Consider the following 20,000-nt stretch of genomic DNA (forward strand, 5'->3'; position numbering starts at 1 on the left):
AAATGTATCCTGTTGGAATATCCTGTTGTTTTTTTGCAGACGATTAAATTTTAATCTGTACAGTGAGATAATTAAGAATAAAAATTACTTCTGATGCTCAGTCTTTTGTATCTTTAAAACATTTAAGACCTATTCTATGAAGTATTCCGTTTTTTTATTGCTGATTTCATGTACTGTTTTCTCTCAGAAGCATTCCAAAGATGATGAAGTGAAAAAGTATGTCTCACAGGTCAACGAAGATTCGCTGAAATCTTATATCAATAAGCTGGTAAGCTTTGAAACAAGGCATACTTTGAGTTCAACCCATGATCCTAAGCACGGAATTGGTGCTGCAAGAAACTGGGTCATCAGAAAGTTCAATGATTATGCTAAAAACTCCGAAGGCAGGATGGAAGTATACCTTCAGCAGGAAGATATTCAGCCGGATGGAAAAAGAATTGACAAGACGGTAAACCTGGGAAATGCTGTTGCCTTTCTGAAAGGAACTGATCCAAACGATAAAAGAATTTTCCTGATCGGAGGACATCTGGATTCAAGAGTGACTGATGTAATGAACAGAACTTCAGCAGCACCCGGAGCCAATGATGACGGCAGCGGCGTAAGTGGTGTCATAGAATCCGCAAGAATATTGAGCAGGTCTTCATTTCCGGCCTCAATTATCTTTGTGGCGTTCTCCGGGGAAGAACAATCGTTGTTAGGCTCTAAACAGCTGGCGGAAAAAATAAAGAAAGAAGGTTTACAACTGGAAGCCGTTCTGAATAACGATATGATCGGGAATCCCAAAGCGGGAGAAACAGGAGAGATCAATACCCGGACCCTTCGTGTGTTCAGTGAAGGTCTGCCTTACAAAGACCTCGATAAGAAAGCAATGACTATCAGAAATCTGGGGTTTGAAAATGACAGCGAATCCAGACAGCTGGCAAGGTATATCAAAGAAATTGCGGAAGAATATGTGAAAGGACTTGAAATAAAGCTGATCTACAGAAATGACCGCTTTTTACGGGGAGGAGATCATACCAGCTTTGTCAACAACGGCTTTCCGGCTGTAAGGCTTACTGAATACTATGAAAACTATGATCATCAGCATCAGGATATCAGGGTGGAAAATAACAGACAATATGGCGATCTGTCTGAATTTATTGATTTTAAATATCTGAAGAAGAATGTTGCTGCCAACATTGCGGTACTGGCCAACCTTGCAAAATCCACTTCAAAGCCTGAGAATGTAGAAATGGATGTTAAGCAATTAACGAACTCCACAACACTTCACTGGGAAAAACCAAAATCAGGAACGCCGGCAGGATATTATCTCCTGGCCCGCGAAACCGACAGTCCGATGTGGCAGAAAAAAATCTTTACAACAGGACTTTCCATAAGAGTACCACTTTCGAAAGACAATTATATTTTTGCTGTACAAACGATCAGCCAATCAGGGAACCCTGGTGTGCCGGTAATTCCGGGAATTGCGAAATAATGATCTCAGTTAAAGCTGAGTTCAATGCTTATCCGGAAAGTAGATTTGAATACAAGAGAAATAAAACTTATTTTTGCGGTTTATAATAATTCACATGTCTGCATCGTTACTATTAAAATATTTCCCGGATCTAACTGAAAAACAGAAAGAACAATTTTCACAACTGGAAAATCTGTATAATGAATGGAATGAAAAGATCAACGTAATTTCCAGAAAAGATATGGAATCCCTGTATGAAAAACATATTCTTCACTCTCTGGGAATTGCAAAAGTGATGGCATTCGCTCCCGGAACTAAAGTTCTGGATATCGGAACCGGAGGAGGTTTTCCAGGAATTCCGCTGGCCATCCTGTTTCCTGAAGTAGAATTTACTTTGATTGATTCTATCGGGAAGAAAATCAGTGTAGTACAGGCTGTAGCAGATGGAGTAGGCTTAACCAATGTAACGGCTATCCACGGAAGAGCAGAAAAACTGAAAGAGAAATTCCACTTTGTAGTCAGCAGGGCGGTAACCCAGATGCCTGAATTTTTAAGATGGTTGAAAGGGAAATTTGAAAAAGAACAGTTTAACCCTAAACATAACGGAATTTTATATTTAAAAGGCGGTGATCTTGCAGAAGAACTGGCTGGAATTAAATGTGAAATTTTCAACCTTAAACACTATTTTGATGAAGAATTTTTTGATACTAAAAAGGTAGTTTATGTATCAAAAGGTAATTTTAATTCCTGATTTTTAAGTAAATAAGGAATAATTTTTGCTAATATTTGTTAATAATCAGAAAACTAAAGGTTATGAAAAAACTTTTAAATATTGGATTTTCAGTATTCGTGTTTGGCGGGCTTCTGGTTTCGTGTAATGATGATGATTACCAGACGATTGAATCTATTGATAAGATCAAAATCGACAGCGTAAAAATTATCAATGATACCATGGATGTTTTTGCAATACAGAGCATAAAGACTTATTCCACGTATCCGTCACACTGTGAAGGCTTTTACGGATATGATTATGTTTACAATACCAATCTGGAAAGAACGGTGACTTCTTATAAATATATTACGAACGGACCTTGTACACAGGGAAATTACGTGGGAGCCAGCCAGATCAACTTCAGTCCGCAGAAAAAAGGTACTTATACTTTTAAATTCTGGAACGGAGGAAATAGCTGGATTACCAAAACAATTGTAGTAGAATAATGAAATTGAGTATCGTATTGTGTCTGCTGGCAGCACAGGTAGTATTCGGACAGAAGATTACCTGGCAGGAAGATAAAAAGCTGACCTGGGATAATTTTAAAAGTCCGGTCAGTAATAAAAAGAATCCCGATGTAGCAGCATATACCCATTGTGGCTGGGAGTTTTCCGCTGTAAAGTCTTCAGATCCAAAGGCACCTGTTACGATTTCCATTACAACCATATTCCATGAAGAAAAATCATGGAAAGATGTCAAAAAAATGAATGATTATATTCTGCTGCACGAACAGAAACATTTTGACATCGCAGAGTTATTTGTGAGGAAATTCAGAAAGTCAGTTGCTGAAAAAATCAAAAACTCAGGAGATTACAACAGGTATTTCAAAGCAATTTATGACGGAATCTCCATGGATTATAAGAATTTCCAGATGGCTTACGACAGAGAAACCCGTCACGGCATCGACAAAGAAAAACAGGCAGAATATAACGATTTAATTTCTGAACAACTAGACAACTTAAAAAGCTATCAAGCCCTTTGAAATTCCTTAATAAGATTATCCACGAACTGCTAGCACAAAACCCGGATCTTTCTGCGTTTAATATCATTCTGCCCGGAAAACGTCCCATTGTATTTATCCGGCAGATTCTGGAAGAGAATCATTATTCAGGGTTTCTTCCCAACTTTTTTACCATTGAAGAGCTCGTGAATAACATTGCGGGACAACAGCTTATTCAGGGGATTCCGCTGTGGCTTTTTTCATTTGATGTGTATAGAAGTTTGAATCTTATTCCCAGGGATGATTTTTCAGACTTTCTGAAGTGGTTTCCAACGTTACAGAAGGATTGGGATGATATTCTTAAATTCTCAGACAGCGATCAGGCGGTTCTGCAGTATATGTTTGATGAAGAAAGGATCAAAGAATGGGCTCAGGACCTTGGAGAGGATGATGAGGTCCCAAGAAAGAAATTCCTTAATTTCTGGCAGAATATGAATGTTTTTCTTCCTGCTTTAAAAGAGAGATTACAGGAAAAAAACTGGGCCACTTCAGGAATGATTCATGAAGCTGCCAAAGCTAAGGTTGCTGATTTTGCTAAAAATACAAGAGAGGAGTTCGTATTCTGTGGGTTTAATGCCTTCACTCCGGTAGAAGAAAAGCTCGTTAGAAGTCTTTTACAGTGGAATAAAGCCCAATGCTTCTTTCAGGCAGACCGGTATTATTTCAATGACGAAAGACAGGAAGCCGGTAAGTTCCTCAGAAACCATAAAACATGGAAAGAATTTGATGACAACAGGGCTTTCCAGTGGATTGAAGACGATTTTAACCAACCTAAAAAAATTAAGGTGTATGAGGTTTCGGGGAATGTAACCCAGACAAAAGTACTGCCCGAAATTTTTAAAGAGATCAATAATAAAACCTATTCCAATACAGCTGTTGTACTGCTGGATGAAAACCTTCTACCTGCAAGCCTTGATGTGATGCATGGAGTTGACAATTTGAATATTACAATGGGATTCCCATTGAAAAACCTGTCTTTTTCCAATGCCATAAAACGTCTTTTCTATCTGCAGAAACAGCTGGAAAAAAATAAATCTTCCTATTATTACAGGGATGTTTTTCCGATTCTTGAAGAGTTACCAAAATCTGTTGAAGATGAACAGATTATTAATGATTTTAAAGCCAAAGTAGAAGAGAGAAACATCGTTTATATCTCTCATAAACTTTTGCATGAACTGCTGAGCGGACTTTCTTATTTCGGGCTTCTGCAGAAAGCTCCGGGAACAAATGCTTATCTGGATATGCTTATAGCATTCTGCCAGCAGGTAAAATGGCTTGAAATAGATGATATTCAGTATGAGAATGTTTCTCACTTTGAAAATGCATTCAGAATCATTAAAAATCAGCTGACTCCTTACAATATTGAGATCAAGATGGAAACGCTGGAAATTCTGATCAACCAGCATATCAACTCTGAAAGTATCGATTTTCAGGGAGAGCCATTGAGAGGATTACAGATCATGGGATTGCTGGAAACACGTCTGCTGAATTTTGAAAATGTTATTCTGCTTTCTGTGAACGAGGGAAAACTGCCGCTTGGAAACTCTCAGAATACCTATATTCCTTTTGATATCCGAAGGTTCTTTGATCTTCATACCTTCCTGGAAAATGACAGCATTTATGCTTATCACTTTTACAGGCTGATCCAGGATGCGAAGAATGTCCATTTGTTGTACAATGCTTTAAGCTCTGGAGTGAATACAGGAGAGAAGAGCCGTTTTATTACCCAGATTGAAATGGAAAGTTCACACGAGATAGAACATCTGATTATTGAAAATTCTTCAGAGCCTATTGCAACGCAAGCCATAGAAATTTCCAAGACACAGATCGTACAGGAACGACTTGAAAAATGGAAGCAAAAAGTATCTGCATCACATCTTACCAGTTACCTCTATAATCCGATTGATTTCTATCTTTCAAAGATTTTAAATACCTCGGAAACGGATGAAATTGAAGAAGAGCTTTCAGTGAAAAATTACGGAAATTTAGTTCATTATTCACTTCAAGAAGTGTATGAGATGTTGAAGGGTAAGGTTTTAAAAGAAAGTGATTTAAAGAATTCAGTTAAAGCAATAGATGAATATATAAATATTGCTATTGAAAAGCTGAAGCATCAGCCTGAATTCTACGAAAAAGGAATGAACTATATCCACAAAGCCATCGCTAAAAAAGTAATTGAGAATGTTCTGAACCACGATCTTGAACTGATAAAGCAAGGCAACAAACTGGAAATTGTTGATATCGAAAGAAGGTTTGAAAATATAGATTTTCCTCTTGAAGGAAATGATAAAATATCTTTCTTCGGGTTCATTGACCGTATTGATAAGCTCAATGGAACGCTAAGAATTATTGATTATAAAACAGCCAAAATTAAAAATCTCAATGTAAAAATTGATGAAGATAATGTGGCTGAATATTTTCACAACAGTGACAGAAAACAGGCGCTTCAGCTTTGTATTTACCATTACGTTGTACAGCATCTTCCCGAATTTTGGGGATACCCGATCGAAACAGGTATCTGGAGCTTTGCAGATGCCAGAAAAGGAATGGTTTCCCTGCAGTTTGACAAAGGAAATATTGATGATGCCATGAGAGCCGTCAAAAGCCTTATCCTAGAAATCCTGAATCCTGATATTAACTTTGTTGAGACTATAAAAACGTATTAAAAATATTTAATATTGATTTGAAAGGATATGTATTCTGAAAATCAATAGTTTATTTGTTTGAATTCATAGGCTGAAATAGATTTATCTACTTCACATAACAGGTCATTTTACGGGTAACTTTTTTGTGTATCTTTACTCTTTATAAAACTTTTTTAAGTTAAAATCGGATACACCAAGAATCAACAATGAAAAAGATCCTGATATTTTTTACCATAGCTTTCTCTCTTATTATCAAATCACAGCAAAAGAACGACTCCCTGAATATTGCCCTTCAGAATATAACCAAAGACACAAAATTTGGTCTGGCACTCAGTGGCGGCGGTGCAAAAGGGTTCGCACATATCGGTATTCTTAAAATGATAGACTCATTGGGAATAAAGGTAGATTACATTACAGGAACCAGTATGGGAGGAATTCTGGGAGGCTTGTATGCAATGGGATATAATGCTGACCAGCTGAAGCATACCATCTATAAAATGGACTGGAACAGGATTCTCAGCAATAAAATTCCTTATAGCAAAGTTAATATCAGTGAGAAAGATGAATATGACAAATATATTCTAGAATTCCCTGTAGTAAAAGGATTTCCGACCCTTCCGAGCTCTTATATTGAAGGACAGTATATGGGAGAGGTTTTGAATACGCTTACATTTAATGCAAAACATATCAATGACTTCAGCAAGCTGAGAATTCCTGTTCAGCTTACTTCCTCAGATATTGAAAATGGTGGCCTGGTAATGCAGAAGGAGGGATCTTTACCGTTGGCTATCCGTGCTACATTGGCTATTCCGGCAGCTTTTGCTCCTGTTTATATTGATGGAAAACTTTTGGTGGATGGAGGATTAGACCGTAATTACCCCGCCAATGAGGTTCGGGAAATGGGAGCGGATTTTGTGATTGGTGGTTATACAGGATTCAGGCTTTTCACCAAGAAAGAAATTGAAAACCCCATGAAGATGATTTATCAGACCCATGCCATCCGTTCCGTAGAAGATTTCAAGCATCAGAAAGAATTGTCCGATATCCTGGTGGATTTTGTAGATCCTTTGGGTGAGATTACAACGAAGGATTTTGCCAGATTCAGGAGAATCATCAAAATAGGAGAAACCGAGGCGAGAAAGCATCTTCCTGAGTTTGTTGCCCTTGCTGAAGCCCAGCGAAAAGCCGGGATCAAATATGAGCATCAGATGATTGAGGAAGTGAAATTGCCTACTACAAAATTTACCTTCAATGAAGAAGACGGAACTCCCATTAAGGATGCCGCAGAAGTTGAAGTCCTTAAAAAACAGATGGGATTGACAGAAGGGAAATATTATGATGTAAAAACAGTAAATGAAGCAATAGACCGCGTATTCGGAATGCGCCAGTATGTGAAGGTGTATTATACTTATACAAATGAAAATGATGGCCTTATAATGAATATTTTTGTGAAAAGAGCCAAAAAAGGGGCTTTCAAACTGGCTTTGCATTATGATACCGAGCAGTCGGTGGGAATTATTGTTAATTATACCTACAGAAATATTCTTCTGAACAGATCAAGATTTCTCGCAACGGTAGATATTTCTGAACGTTTTAAAGCTAAAATTGCTTATCAGCAGTTTTTAGACAGTGGAGAACGGCTGTGGCTGGATCTGGAAGCTAAGATGATTCATCTTAAAAGTAATGACCTGAATTTCAGGTTATATGATGTAGGGGCCGATGGTGGTGACAGCTTTCCTAACCATATGTACCGCAATATCACCGGAAAGATTGCTCTGAACTATAATGTAAGCCCTAATGCTTATTTTTCACTCGGAACAGAATTCAGTACGGAAAGAATGTACAGTTTACTGGATAAAGTGGATCAGGCAAAAGTAGACAATTACAGTAAAAAACTGTATAATCACAGTAATTTTAATACGTTTCTGAAGTTTGAACAGAATAATCTCAATAAAAGATATTTCTTTACAAAAGGGAATAATCTGCAGGTAAGTACAAGATTTTATTACGGAGATCAATATGAGCTGTATGATCTGAAAACCGTTCAGCCGCTGTTATATCCTATACTTAATCCTAAAGACTCTTATTATTATCAGCCAAAAAACCTGGTTTCTTTTACATTAAATGAAAACTTCGCTTATCCGATCACAAGGAAGCTTGCTGCAAAAGTGAATCTTTTTCTGGGAACAAGCTTTGGTGCACAGAGAGAAGACCAGGTACCTTATCTCTTCCTGAATCAGAAATACAATTTAGGAGGCAGTGAGTACAATTATGATCTTCTAAGTCCTGAATTCAACGGGCTTCGTCAGAAGGAACTTCCTATGACTTCCGTGGCAAAGGCAGCTGTGGCATTTCAGTACAGGATTATGAAAAGGCTTTATCTTACTCCTTCGTTCAGCTATGGGAAGGTGAGCGAGGAATTTTCTCCTTTTAATAACAGTTTTGATATGTTTGGTTATGGTGTAAACCTGGGGTATGAATCTTTAATAGGACCCATTAGTCTTAACCTTTCCAGAAACAATCAGCTGGATTTTTCCAGGATATATTTTAGCATCGGGTTTAAGTTTTAAGGTTATGCAACAAAAAGCACTTCATTGCTGAAGTGCCAAAAATTAACTTGAAATAAGATATTGAGGAGTGATTGATTTAAAGTTTTACTTTTTTATTAATGACTTTTCCATTAGATAAGGTGATTTGTACCAGATATACCCCGGACTCCAGGCTTCTGGATTCAAACAATGGTTGGTTAACTTCCTGCTGAAGAATCAGTGAACCGGAAATGCTGTAAATGCTGATGTTTTTGATACCATTGCCGGATTTTGCAATAATCTGCTGTTTCTGGGCAAAGATATCTGCATTATTTTCGGAAGATGATGTACCTCCGATTGCTTTACTGAACTGAAGATTGTAATAAGGAGTTACCACCTCAAAGGTATAATTTTTATTTTCCAGATCCTGTACATCAATTCCTCCGGCTTCACGGTATTGTTTCTGAGAAATACTTTTGATAAGGGATTTATTTTCGTCAAAAATATTCACAGAAGTAAGTTCATCCTGATCAACTTTTAATTGCAATACAGATGGAGTAGCAGATTGTATGATTTCATTTTCAGCAACTTGTTTTGGTGTATTTTTGATGTAGGGAATTATTTTACTTTCATTGTTATCCAGTACTTTCAATAAATAAACACCATCTTTTAAGGTTGCCAGATTACGGTTATCAGCAGTCTTTTTCTGTGTTTTTTCCTGATTGAAATCTGTAATTTCAAGAAGCTGCATCGTTCCGAGATCCGGTTTTATCTGTGAAGAAAACAGTGCAGGCTTTTCAGAGGTTTTCTCGGCGTTCTGCTTACCGAAAATTGATCCTGCAATCGCCCATTCATTAAGTAAGCCACCACTTCTCAAGATATTGAATTTGGCGTTGGAAGCCAGAGTGAATGGAAGAATTCCTCCTACATGCCCGAGTGGTCCCCAATAAAATGAGTCCAGTTTATATTTATTCAGATCCCACCACGGATAATATCCACGTTGTACATCTATCGTCTTGGACGTATTTTCAGGCGGAATAGCTAAATCAACAGTTGAATGGCCTAATGTCATCGGGGTTTTATTATACCAGTCATAGACATCTTTAGGCTTCAGGCATTGTCTGAGCTTATTATCAGGATTATTGGTAACATCATTGACAAAGCTGCCGGTAAAAAGTTTTCTCCAGATTACAGGCCCCCATAACAGGCCGCCGTTATCCTGAACAACATGATAATTGTATTTATCCAGATATTCAGCAGAAATAACTTCTGAAATGTCATTATTGTATGTTTTGTAGCCTGTATTGTTGCAGCTATTAACAACATTGGCCACAAAAGAAGTAAACGGATAAAATTCTTTTTCAAGAATACCTTTATTCAAAGTTACTCCGGAAAAATCATATGGCCCGTCACCCATATATGCATACTTGAATTTGATATTATCAGGGTTTGAAATACTTAATCTCTTCAATGTAGACATTGCAGCATGAGCTCCCTGAGAATAGCCGGCTAAAAAGTATTCGTCATAACGTTTAATGTTCAGCTGTGCCAGTACTTTATTGGCAGCTGTGATAAAATCAATGGTAGCTCCGGCTTCTGTGGCGTAATCCACATATGGATGAACTCCATCACCGGTTCCCATCCCTACGTAATCAGGAGCCATTAAGATATAACCGTTAAGGACATAAGACAGTTCAACTACAAATCCTGCCGTTAATGCCCCTTTGAAATTAGACGGAACATTATACCTGCTGTCTGTGGTTCCGTGGTCGGAAACTACTGTTGAAAGCTTAAATGGCACATTAGGATACATAAGTAATCCCGTGGCTTTTACAAGTATATTATTTTCATTTTTGGTGTAATAGGTAATTTTGTACCCTTTTAAACCAACATTAAAACTGCTGAGATAACTGGAGAATTCCGGAGCGTTCTGTTCGCCGAGATTATTGGCGATAAAATTAATAACACCTTGTGGTGTTAAATCCAGTTTCTGTTCGGTACTTACAACGTCACCTGCCTGCTGTGCAAAGTAAAATGACGCCGTAAGACTTAATAAAAAAGTTGTGGTTTTTTTCATATTGGTTTTTTTATGTGGTATTAAGGTAATAAGTTTAACAAAAACAGGAAAACATTACGACATTAACAATTATTCATTGAATATCAATTCTCTGCAATGTGAGTAAAACAAAGGAGTCTGACCATTGGCCAGACTCCTTTATCTATATTTTGTCTTTCTTAAAAAGCGTTGATTCCTGTGATATCTAATCCGGTGATTAATAAATGAACATCATGCGTTCCTTCGTAAGTAATTACAGACTCAAGGTTAGCAGCGTGTCTCATCATCGGGAATTCACCCATGATTCCCATACCACCAAGAATTTGTCTCGATTCTCTCGCAATATCGATCGCCATTTTCACGTTGTTGCGTTTAGCCATTGAAATCTGGGCAGGAGTTGCTTTATGGTCATTTTTAAGATTACCTAACTGAAGACATAGCAACTGAGCTTTGGTAATTTCTGTTAAGAATTCAGCCAGCTTTTTCTGCTGAAGCTGATAAGAACCGATTGGTTTTCCAAACTGTTTTCTTTCTTTGGAATACTGAACAGCAGTGCAATAACAGTCAATTGCTGCACCAATTACACCCCATGAAATTCCGTATCTTGCAGAATTCAGACAAGAAAGCGGGCCTTTCAGTCCGGTTACTCCCGGAAGTAGATTTTCTTTCGGAACTTTTACATTATTGAACACCAGTTCGCCTGTTTTTGAAGCTCTTAAGCTCCATTTATTATGAGTTTCAGGAGTGGTAAATCCTTCCATTCCTCTTTCTACAATTAATCCCTGTACTTTTCCTTCCTCATTTTTTGCCCATACTACAGCGATATCGCACAGAGGAGAGTTGGTGATCCACATTTTAGCTCCATTCAAAAGATAATGATCTCCCATATCTTTAAAATTAGTTTCCATAGAACCCGGGTCAGAACCGTGGTTAGGCTCTGTCAACCCAAAAGATCCGATCATTTCTCCGGCAGCAAGCTTAGGTAAATATTTCTTTTTCTGTTCCTCAGAACCGAATTCATTGATAGGGAACATTACCAGTGAGCTCTGTACCGAAGCCGCAGAACGTACTGCAGAATCTCCTCTTTCCAGCTCCTGCATAATCAGACCATAAGAAATCTGGTCTAATCCTGAACCGCCATACTCAACCGGGATATAAGGTCCCAATGCACCGATTTTCCCCAATTCTCTCATAAGATTCGGTAGATCTGTATGATTTTGAGCGGCCTGATCTATCTGCGGCATTACAAAACTTTCAACCCAGTCTCTCACAGATTGGCGGATTAGTTTATGTTCTTCAGTAAGTAAAGCATCAATTCCATAATAATCAGGGATGCTTGTAAGAGGATAATATGACATGATTTTTTGATTTGGTTAAAAGTAACATTTTTCGTGTTGTCGTGAAAATTTTTTTGAAAACTTATCTTGAGATTGGTTTTCAGGTAGATAATGCTCTTTTTCTTTGTTTATAATGAAAATTCCACATTTTTATGACTCCTCATCATTGGATATAGGATACTGGCTGGTGGAGTTATGAACCTTGCTTTTAAATTTATAGAGATAGGGTGCTTTATTGGCTGAACCGTCGTAAAGTTTTTCAAGTCTGTCAAGAATATTTAAGCTCAAAATTTTACGCTGGAAATTATTCCTTCTGAACTTTTGTCCTAAAATCGTTTCATAGAGAGACTGAAGATCTTTCATCGTAAATTTTTCAGGAAGCAGATTGCTGGCTGCTACTTCTGTATTGATGTTCATTCTCAGGTATTCTAATCCTGTTTCAATAATCCTGTCGTGATCAAAAGCCATCTTAGGCAGATTGTTTACCTCGAACCATTCACAGCTTTCATTAAAAGCATCCGGAAAAGTATTGGCCAGAGAAAAATCAATAAGGCTGCAATACCCTACCGTGATAAACCGCTGAAAAATCCAGTGATCCGGCGGTACCTGAATACCTTTGTTTTTAAGGAGAATCTGATGGACATTATTCTCCGTACGGTCTATTCTTCCAAACGTGTGAAACTGTTTCAGAAAAATATCTTCAAGATGGGTTCTTTCAAACAAAACTCTTGCTGCAGCTTCTCTTAAATCTTCATCATTGAAAACAAAACCACCTGGAAGCGACCACAGATCCAGATCGTGATACTTTAAAAGAAGAACTTTCAAAATATTATTATGAAAGCCGAAAATAGTACAGTCAACAGATATGTGAGCAACAAAATCTTTTGTATCGATCAGTTCCTGAAGTGTTTCTTTACTTTTTGTGTCTTTGATTTTCATGGCAGTAAAAATAAAACTATTTTCTTTTTGAAACATTAAAAAATATCAAACTAATCACAAAAAGAAGAATTACGAAAGATAAGATATATAGCGGATAGAAATTCAGCCATTGTTTTTCAAACAGAACAGCCATAATAATAGAGCTTACAGAACTGCCCAAAGAAGAAAAAATAACAATAAGGGAGGTGAAAAGATTTACTTGTTCTTTATCAATCTGTGCAATCATTTTTGAATTGATGACAGGGTAGAGTGGTGATAAAAACAAACCAATCACTGGGAATAAAAAGAGAATTATCCTTGAATCTGCCGACTCAAAATACTGTATTCCTACAATAATTAGCAATAAACCAATAATGAAGGCCATACATGAGATATAGTAGTTCGGTAGCGAAAACCTTCTGATAATATTTGCGGTGACTGTTCTGCCTGCATAAGAAAATACGGCCAGGAAAGAAGTAGCCTGAAGTGCAAAAAATGAATTGACTTTCAGGTGATTTTTATAAAAGGATGGAAGCCATGAATTAAATCCCTGCTCTATAAAAACAATAAAAAATATCACCCCAAGGAATAGTATTACAGCAGGAGTTGTAAATCCTGACAGTTCTGAAAAAATGTTTTTGTTTTCAATAGGTTTGGCTTCAAAGATGGTAATCTTTGATAACATGAAGATCGCTAGTGCACATAAAAAAGCGATCAGTAAAAAACAAAACTTCCAGTATTCAGAATACTCGCTGGATACCACCCATCCAAAGCAGGTATTAACGACAAAGATTCCGATCATGAAAGAAGCCTCTACACTGTTCATGGTCTTTGCCAGTGATTTTTCATCCGAAATATTATTCCTGATTATCCCAAAAACACAGATCTTTCCTATTGCAAAACAAGCTCCTATGATGGCGAACCATAATTTAAAAAACCAGAAAACTTCTGCAAAAGGAAGAAGGCAGCAGCAGAATCCCACAATTACCAGCGCTGAAATCAATGCTTTTTTTGTTCCTGTTTTGTTAATAAAACGTACAGCAAAAAGGGAGATAAAAGCAATGGGTAAATCTTTGAAAGACTCCAAAAGTCCCAGTTCACCATAGGTAATTTTCTCTTCGGATAATTGCAGAATGATAAGTCCCATACAGTTCAGAACCATTGAAAAAATGAGAAAGGTAAGTTTTAACGGAAGGGAAATTTTGGAAAGCTTGAAGGTCATTTTGGGAGTTGTCTTTATTGTTTTTTTATGAAATTTTATGAAATATTAATGCGAAGATAGTGCTTCTAACCCTGAAAAATAAAAGAAAAATTAAAATTTTTATGAATAGAATGTTAATTAATTGAAAAAAAATATATTTTTATTGTCTCAATTTGAGAATTAAACAATAACTGTATATGAATGTAAGAATATCAAGAAGCGTAGGAGTGGTTGCCGTCCTCTATTTTACGGCCAACTTCAGTGCCCAGACCACCAAGGTAAAGGACACAATTGCGAAAGAAAACAAAATAGACGAAGTGGTAGTTATCGGTTACGGTACTCAGAAAAAGAGTAATGTAACGGGAGCTATTTCCAGTGTCAGGGCGAAGGATATTGAGGATATTCCTTCAGGAAAGCCTGAACAGGTCCTTCAGGGAAGGGCAGCTGGTGTTTCTGTAGTTACCAATTCCGGGCAGCCTGGGTCAGCAGCAACAGTGAGAGTCCGTGGTGTTACAAGTTTTGGAGCCGGAAGTAATGATCCTTTGTGGGTTGTAGATGGAATTGTAGTAGATAATATTGCATGGCTCAACCAGTCTGATATAGAAAATATAGAAATTCTGAAAGATGGTGCCTCAGCAGCAATTTACGGAGTTTCAGCAGCAAAAGGTGTTATTCTTGTAACAACCAAGAAAGGGAAAAAGGGAAAAATGAACTTAACCTATAATGGTTTTTATGGAATAGGTTCAGCCTCAAAAAAATTGGATCTTTTGAATGCAAGCCAATATGGAACTATCATTAATGAAGCTCTAACCAATGCAGGAAAGGCTCCACGTTTTACTAATCCTCAGTCTTTTGGAGCCGGTACGGACTGGCAGGATGTAGTTTTCAATACTGCTGAAAGAAATTCTCATGAATTTAGTCTGAGTGGCGGAAATGACAAGTCTACTTTTTATTCTTCTTTCGGATACTATGAACAGGATGGAATTGTTCTGAAAGATATTTCAAATTACAAAAGAATGAATGTGAGGCTGAATTCTACCCATAAAGTTTTTGATTTCCTTACCATTGGACAAACATTCTCCTATACTCATCAAAAGACGAAAGGGGTGAATGCAAATGACGAATTCGGAGGACCTTTAAGTTCAGCGATCAATTTAGATCCTATAACACAGGTAGTGGTTACAGATCCTGCCTTATTGAATACAAGCCCATATAATAATGCAAGTATTTCTCCTTATCTGATTAGAGATGCTTTCGGAAATCCGTATGGTGTATCAACTATTGTAGAGAATGAGATGACAAACCCTCTGGCGTTCAGACAAACTCAGCTTGGAAGATACAACTGGTCTGATGATTTTGTGGCGAATATATTTGCAGAGTTAAAGTTTTTACAACATTTTACTTTCAAAACTACCCTTAACGGAAAACTATCCTATTGGGGAAAAGAACAGTTTACGCCTAAATTTTATCTTAATACCAATTCAAGAAACACCGTATTTAATAGTTTCTTAAGAGAAAGCAATAGGAAGCTTGAATGGAATACGGAAAATACATTGACGTATCAGAATAAATGGGGAAATCATAATTTAAGTGTATTAATCGGACAGGGAGCTTACTTTTATAATATAGGTTCCGGAAATAATACTACTTATATCAATCTACCGGTGAATAATTGGGAAGACGCATCCTTTAATTTTGATGTTCCGCAGGAAAATCGTTCAACATCAGCATATGACGGAGTTGAGACCCATAAGGCCTCTTATTTTGCCAGAGTGATTTACGATTATGATGATAAATATCTGTTTACCGGTACAATCCGTAGAGATGGTTCTTCTAAATTTGCAAAAAGCAGGCATTGGGGGAACTTTCCTGCCTTCTCTTTAGGATGGAATATTTCCAACGAAAACTTCTGGCCGGAGAATAAGGTCGTTAATACTTTGAAGTTCAGGGGTGGATATGGTGTTTTAGGGAATGATGCTATCGAAAACTTCAGATTTGCAAACTTCCTCAAATCAGGAAGCAATTATACTTATGGTGATAATAATATCATCATCGGATATGCCCCAACTACTCTTGAAAATCCGGATCTTCGATGGGAAGAGACTTCTCAGTTGAATATTGCTGCCGATTTGAAATTCTTAAATGATTTTACTTTGACAGTGGACTGGTTTAAGAAGAAGACAACAGATATTCTTCGCCAGGTGGATATTCCGGGATATGTAGGTGCTCCGGAGAGACCTTGGAGAAATGTGGGGGATATGAACAATACTGGAGTTGAAGTTAATCTGGGATATAAAAAGACTTGGTCTGATTTCGGAATTTCAGTAAATGGTAACTTCTCGTATCTAAAGAATGAAGTAACAAGACTTGAAGATGATAAAGTCTACGAAAACTTTGCATCTTTCCAGTCTATGGGACCTGTAACAAGATTTCAGGTGGGCTCACCTTATGGAGCTTTTTATGGATATCAGAATCTGGGAATTTTTCAGACACAGGCGGAAATTGATGCATACAGAAATGCCAATGGTGACCTGATACAGCCAAATGCTAAGCCTGGTGATTTCAAAAGACTGGATGCAAATGGCGACGGTAAAATCAATCAGGATGATTATGAATATTTGGGAAGCTCTGTACCCAAATTTACTTATGGTTTAACATTAAATCTTAATTATAAGAATGTAGATTTGATGGTGTTTTTACAGGGGCAGGGAGGAAATAAAATCTTCCAGGGTCTCAGAAGACTAGACCTGTTCTACAGTAATTATCAGACTACAATTCTTGATCGGTGGACAGGACCAGGTACTTCAAATACGGTGGCAAGATTAGATGCAGATGATAAAAATGAAAATTACACCAAAATGTCTGATTATTATCTTCAAAAAGGAGATTTTATGAGAATCAAACTGGTTCAGCTGGGATATACGTTGCCAGTAGAGATTTCCAAACGTTTTGGTGCCAATAAGGTAAGATTTTATGTAACCGGAGAAAACCTTTTCACTTTTACAAAGTATACAGGATATGATCCTGAAATTGCAGTTAACGATTCTTATGGAATAGATAGAGCCTATTACCCACAGGCCAGAACATTCATATTTGGTGCTAATATTCAATTCTAAAAAAACAACATGAAAAATAGATTTTATAAAGCAATAGTATTGATCGCTCTTACATCAGGTATTGGATTCAGTTCCGTATCTTGTGGTGATGAGTTCATTGAAGATGTAAAGAATAAAGGAGCTTTTGACTCCAATAATTACTTCCAGAATGAAGAACAATCTTTTAGTGCACTGGTATCAGTGTATGATCTGCTAAGAAAATATTCTGGTGGATTTGAAAATACGGTAACTTTCTTTAATGCAGCCTCAGATGATTTCTATTCTGGGGGCGGAAGTCCTACAGATGGTACAGGTATACAAAGTTTTTCTAACTATTCCATTGATCAGATCACTGTTCCTAAAACCTACTGGAATGATTTCTATCAGGGAATTGCTAGAGCAAATCTCCTTATTCAGAGAATTCCGGATGCTAAAATGAATGATCAGACACGCAAGAGATTTGTCGCTGAAGCTAAAACGTTGAGGGCTCTTTACTATTTCGAACTGCTTAAAATGTTTGGAAATATTCCATTAATTTTACAGCCTATTACAGCTGCTGATGATTTTTATAATATCCCTCAGGCAGAGCCACAGAAAGTATATGAGCAGATCGAATCAGATATTTTAGCATCCATTAATGATCTTCCACTCTCTATTGCGCCTACTAACAAGGCTGAGGTGGGAAGAATAAGCCAAGGGACAGCCAGAGCTATTTTAGGAAAAATTTATTTGTATAACAATAAAAAAGATCTTGCTGCAGCCCAATTTGCCGAAGTAAATGGAACACCAGGACAAGTCAGCCAGTATGGATATAAATTAATTGCCAATTATAATGATCTGTGGAGACCAGACAATAAGTTCACTACAGAATCTATTCTGGAAGTAATGCATACCAATAAAGGAAATTCGGATTGGGGCTTCTGGGGTCAGGGAAAGGATGAAGGAAACTCTATCTGTATAATGATAGGACCGAGAGGATACGATAGATTAAAGACAACAGCACCCGATATTGTTTCAGGATGGGCATTTAACACTGCAACAGAAGATCTTTATAATTTCTTGAAAGACGATCCGAGATTCAATGCTACTATCCTGAATGCAAAACAACTGACTGCAAACGGAGAAATCAAATATTCACCTGCTCATAATGATACAGGTTATTTTCTGAATAAATATCTTCCTAGAAGAGATGAAGTTTCTAATCTTCCCGGAGCTCCGGAGCTTAACTACAGCAGGAATTATATCGTGATCAGATTGGCAGACACGTACTTAATGGAAGCAGAAGCATTAAACGGTTCGGGCGCAAGAGCCCAAGCACTATTGGATGCAGTTAGAGCCAGAGTTGGCCTGCCGTCAATACCTGTAACATTACAAGCTGTTAAAGATGAACGCAGACGTGAACTAGCTGGTGAAGGACACCGATGGTTTGATCTGGTAAGATGGGGAGAAGCACCTTCCAAATTAGCATCGAGAGGATTTAAACCAAATAAGAATGAACTTTTACCAATTCCTTATAACGAACTTCTTAATACGAAGATCAAGCAAAATCCTGGTTATTAATCCATGAAGTTTCACAACTTATATAGTTTCTTTAGAGGTGCCGCACTGCTTAGTGGTGTGGCCCTTTTTTCTTTATCGTGTGGCTCAGTATCTTCCGGCAAAGGAAATGAAGTACAGTACTGGCTTACAAAAGGTGATGAAAGTGTAAAATTACAGCAGCAGGCCTCTGTTAAATTTGTAAACAGTTCCAACAGCTTTCAGAATATTGAAATTGATGATACTCAAAAGTTTCAATATGTTGATGGCTTTGGATATACATTAACGGGAGGAAGCGTTGAGGTAATCAACCGGTTGTCGCCTTCCAGAAGAAAAGCACTGCTTCATGAACTTTTTGGAAATAGTAAAAATTCAATCTCCATTAGTTATTTAAGACTTAGTATTGGGGCTTCCGATCTTGATGGAGAAGTATTTTCATACGATGACCTGCCTGAAGGGCAGAGCGATCCTTCGCTTTCAAAATTCAGCCAGGCAAAGGACAAAGATCTGATTGCTATGCTAAAAGAGATTATAGCGATCAATCCTTCTGTTAAAATTATCGCGGCACCATGGTCTCCTCCGGTTTGGATGAAAGACAATGATAAATCAAAAGGAGGAAGCCTGAAACCTGAATTCTATGAAGCCTATGCCCGATATTTTGTAAAATACATACAAGGCATGAAAAAAGAAGGCATCACCATTGATGCGGTAACACCTCAGAATGAGCCTTTACATCCTGGAAATAATCCAAGTATGTATATGCCGTCTGAGCAACAGGGTGATTTTATCAAAAATCATTTAGGGCCGGCTTTTAAAACGAATGGAATCAAAACCAAAATTGTTGTTTACGACCACAACTGCAACAAACCGGAATATGCTATTGATATTTTAAAAGATGCTGAGGCAAACAAATATATAGACGGGTCAGCTTTTCATTTGTACGAAGGAGATATCTCCGCATTAAGTACGGTGTACAATGCTTTTCCAGACAAAAATCTATACTTTACGGAGCAGTGGACAGGTTCAAAAGGAACTTTTACCGAAGATCTGAACTGGCATACAAAAAATGTAATCATAGGTTCTATGAGGAACTGGAGCAAAATTGCTTTAGAATGGAATCTTGCCAACGATCCGAAATTTGCCCCTCATACAGATGGCGGATGTACAGAATGTAAAGGCGCCATAACCGTTTCTGATAGTGAAAACTTCACCAGAAATGTTTCCTATTATATTATAGCCCACGCTTCAAAATTTATTCCGGCAGGATCTCGGCGCATCGCTTCCACACAAACTAACACACTTTCAACAGCTGCTTTTATGACTCAATTTGGGAAAATAGTTTTAATTGTGCAGAACGATAATCAGGCAGATGAGAATTTTAATATTAAATTTGCCGGCAAAACCGCTGCAGTAAAAATTTCCGGACGTTCTACAGCAACCTATATTTTTTAATTGGATA

13 protein-coding genes are annotated in these 20,000 nt (G+C 37.4%); 9 read left to right on the top strand and 4 right to left on the bottom strand.

Annotated features, from left to right (window positions below; genetic code table 11):
• Positions 1-136: 136 nt before the first annotated feature.
• The 6 genes from EL165_RS01500 to EL165_RS01525 all read left to right on the top strand — a co-directional run bounded on the left by EL165_RS01500 (position 137) and on the right by EL165_RS01525 (position 8,440).
• Positions 137-1,474: a M20/M25/M40 family metallo-hydrolase gene (locus EL165_RS01500; RefSeq protein ID WP_002979997.1), complete on the top strand. Its 1,338-nt coding sequence runs from the start codon at positions 137-139 to the stop codon at positions 1,472-1,474.
• Between the two features lie 94 nt (positions 1,475-1,568).
• Positions 1,569-2,204 (top strand): 16S rRNA (guanine(527)-N(7))-methyltransferase RsmG, encoded by a 636-nt coding sequence (gene rsmG, locus EL165_RS01505; RefSeq protein WP_002979996.1) that lies wholly within the window; start codon positions 1,569-1,571, stop codon positions 2,202-2,204.
• 62 nt (positions 2,205-2,266) lie between these two features.
• The gene (locus EL165_RS01510) at positions 2,267-2,671 is read left to right on the top strand and encodes a hypothetical protein (RefSeq protein ID WP_002979995.1); all 405 of its coding nucleotides are present in this window, start codon (positions 2,267-2,269) and stop codon (positions 2,669-2,671) included.
• Positions 2,671-3,207 (top strand): DUF922 domain-containing protein, encoded by a 537-nt coding sequence (locus tag EL165_RS01515; RefSeq protein WP_002979994.1) that lies wholly within the window; start codon positions 2,671-2,673, stop codon positions 3,205-3,207. Before EL165_RS01510 ends, EL165_RS01515 begins: the two co-directional genes overlap by 1 nt.
• Positions 3,204-5,891: a PD-(D/E)XK nuclease family protein gene (locus EL165_RS01520; protein WP_002979993.1), complete on the top strand. Its 2,688-nt coding sequence runs from the start codon at positions 3,204-3,206 to the stop codon at positions 5,889-5,891. The genes EL165_RS01515 and EL165_RS01520 overlap by 4 nt, the downstream gene beginning before the upstream one ends.
• A 185-nt stretch (positions 5,892-6,076) precedes the next feature.
• Positions 6,077-8,440 carry a patatin-like phospholipase family protein gene (locus EL165_RS01525; protein WP_002979992.1) on the top strand — a complete coding sequence of 788 codons (2,364 nt, stop codon included), beginning with the start codon at positions 6,077-6,079 and terminating at the stop codon, positions 8,438-8,440.
• Between the two features lie 76 nt (positions 8,441-8,516).
• On the opposite strand, the gene EL165_RS01530 is transcribed toward EL165_RS01525, so the two are convergent.
• The 4 genes from EL165_RS01530 to EL165_RS01545 form a co-directional block, all read right to left on the bottom strand.
• The gene (locus tag EL165_RS01530; protein WP_002979991.1) at positions 8,517-10,475 is read right to left on the bottom strand and encodes a T9SS type A sorting domain-containing protein; all 1,959 of its coding nucleotides are present in this window, start codon (positions 10,473-10,475) and stop codon (positions 8,517-8,519) included.
• 158 nt (positions 10,476-10,633) lie between these two features.
• Positions 10,634-11,812 (bottom strand): acyl-CoA dehydrogenase family protein, encoded by a 1,179-nt coding sequence (locus EL165_RS01535; protein WP_002979990.1) that lies wholly within the window; start codon positions 11,810-11,812, stop codon positions 10,634-10,636.
• 129 nt (positions 11,813-11,941) lie between these two features.
• A complete protein-coding gene (locus EL165_RS01540) occupies positions 11,942-12,730 on the bottom strand; it encodes an NUDIX hydrolase (protein ID WP_050791148.1) in 789 nt (262 codons plus the stop codon).
• A 16-nt stretch (positions 12,731-12,746) separates the two neighbouring features.
• Positions 12,747-13,931 (bottom strand): MFS transporter, encoded by a 1,185-nt coding sequence (locus EL165_RS01545; protein WP_041461504.1) that lies wholly within the window; start codon positions 13,929-13,931, stop codon positions 12,747-12,749.
• A 176-nt stretch (positions 13,932-14,107) separates the two neighbouring features.
• On the opposite strand from EL165_RS01545, the gene EL165_RS01550 reads away from it, so the two are divergent.
• From EL165_RS01550 to EL165_RS01560, 3 genes are read left to right on the top strand one after another with little or no spacing between them, the layout of a single operon-like run.
• Positions 14,108-17,026 (top strand): SusC/RagA family TonB-linked outer membrane protein, encoded by a 2,919-nt coding sequence (locus EL165_RS01550; protein WP_002979986.1) that lies wholly within the window; start codon positions 14,108-14,110, stop codon positions 17,024-17,026.
• A 9-nt stretch (positions 17,027-17,035) separates the two neighbouring features.
• On the top strand, positions 17,036-18,565 hold the full coding sequence (locus tag EL165_RS01555; RefSeq protein WP_002979985.1) for a RagB/SusD family nutrient uptake outer membrane protein: 1,530 nt from the start codon (positions 17,036-17,038) through the stop codon (positions 18,563-18,565).
• A gap of 3 nt (positions 18,566-18,568) precedes the next feature.
• Positions 18,569-19,993: a glycoside hydrolase family 30 protein gene (locus EL165_RS01560; protein ID WP_002979984.1), complete on the top strand. Its 1,425-nt coding sequence runs from the start codon at positions 18,569-18,571 to the stop codon at positions 19,991-19,993.
• Positions 19,994-20,000 lie beyond the last annotated feature (7 nt).

The sequence above is a fragment of the Chryseobacterium gleum genome (assembly GCF_900636535.1).
Classification (GTDB): domain Bacteria; phylum Bacteroidota; class Bacteroidia; order Flavobacteriales; family Weeksellaceae; genus Chryseobacterium; species Chryseobacterium gleum.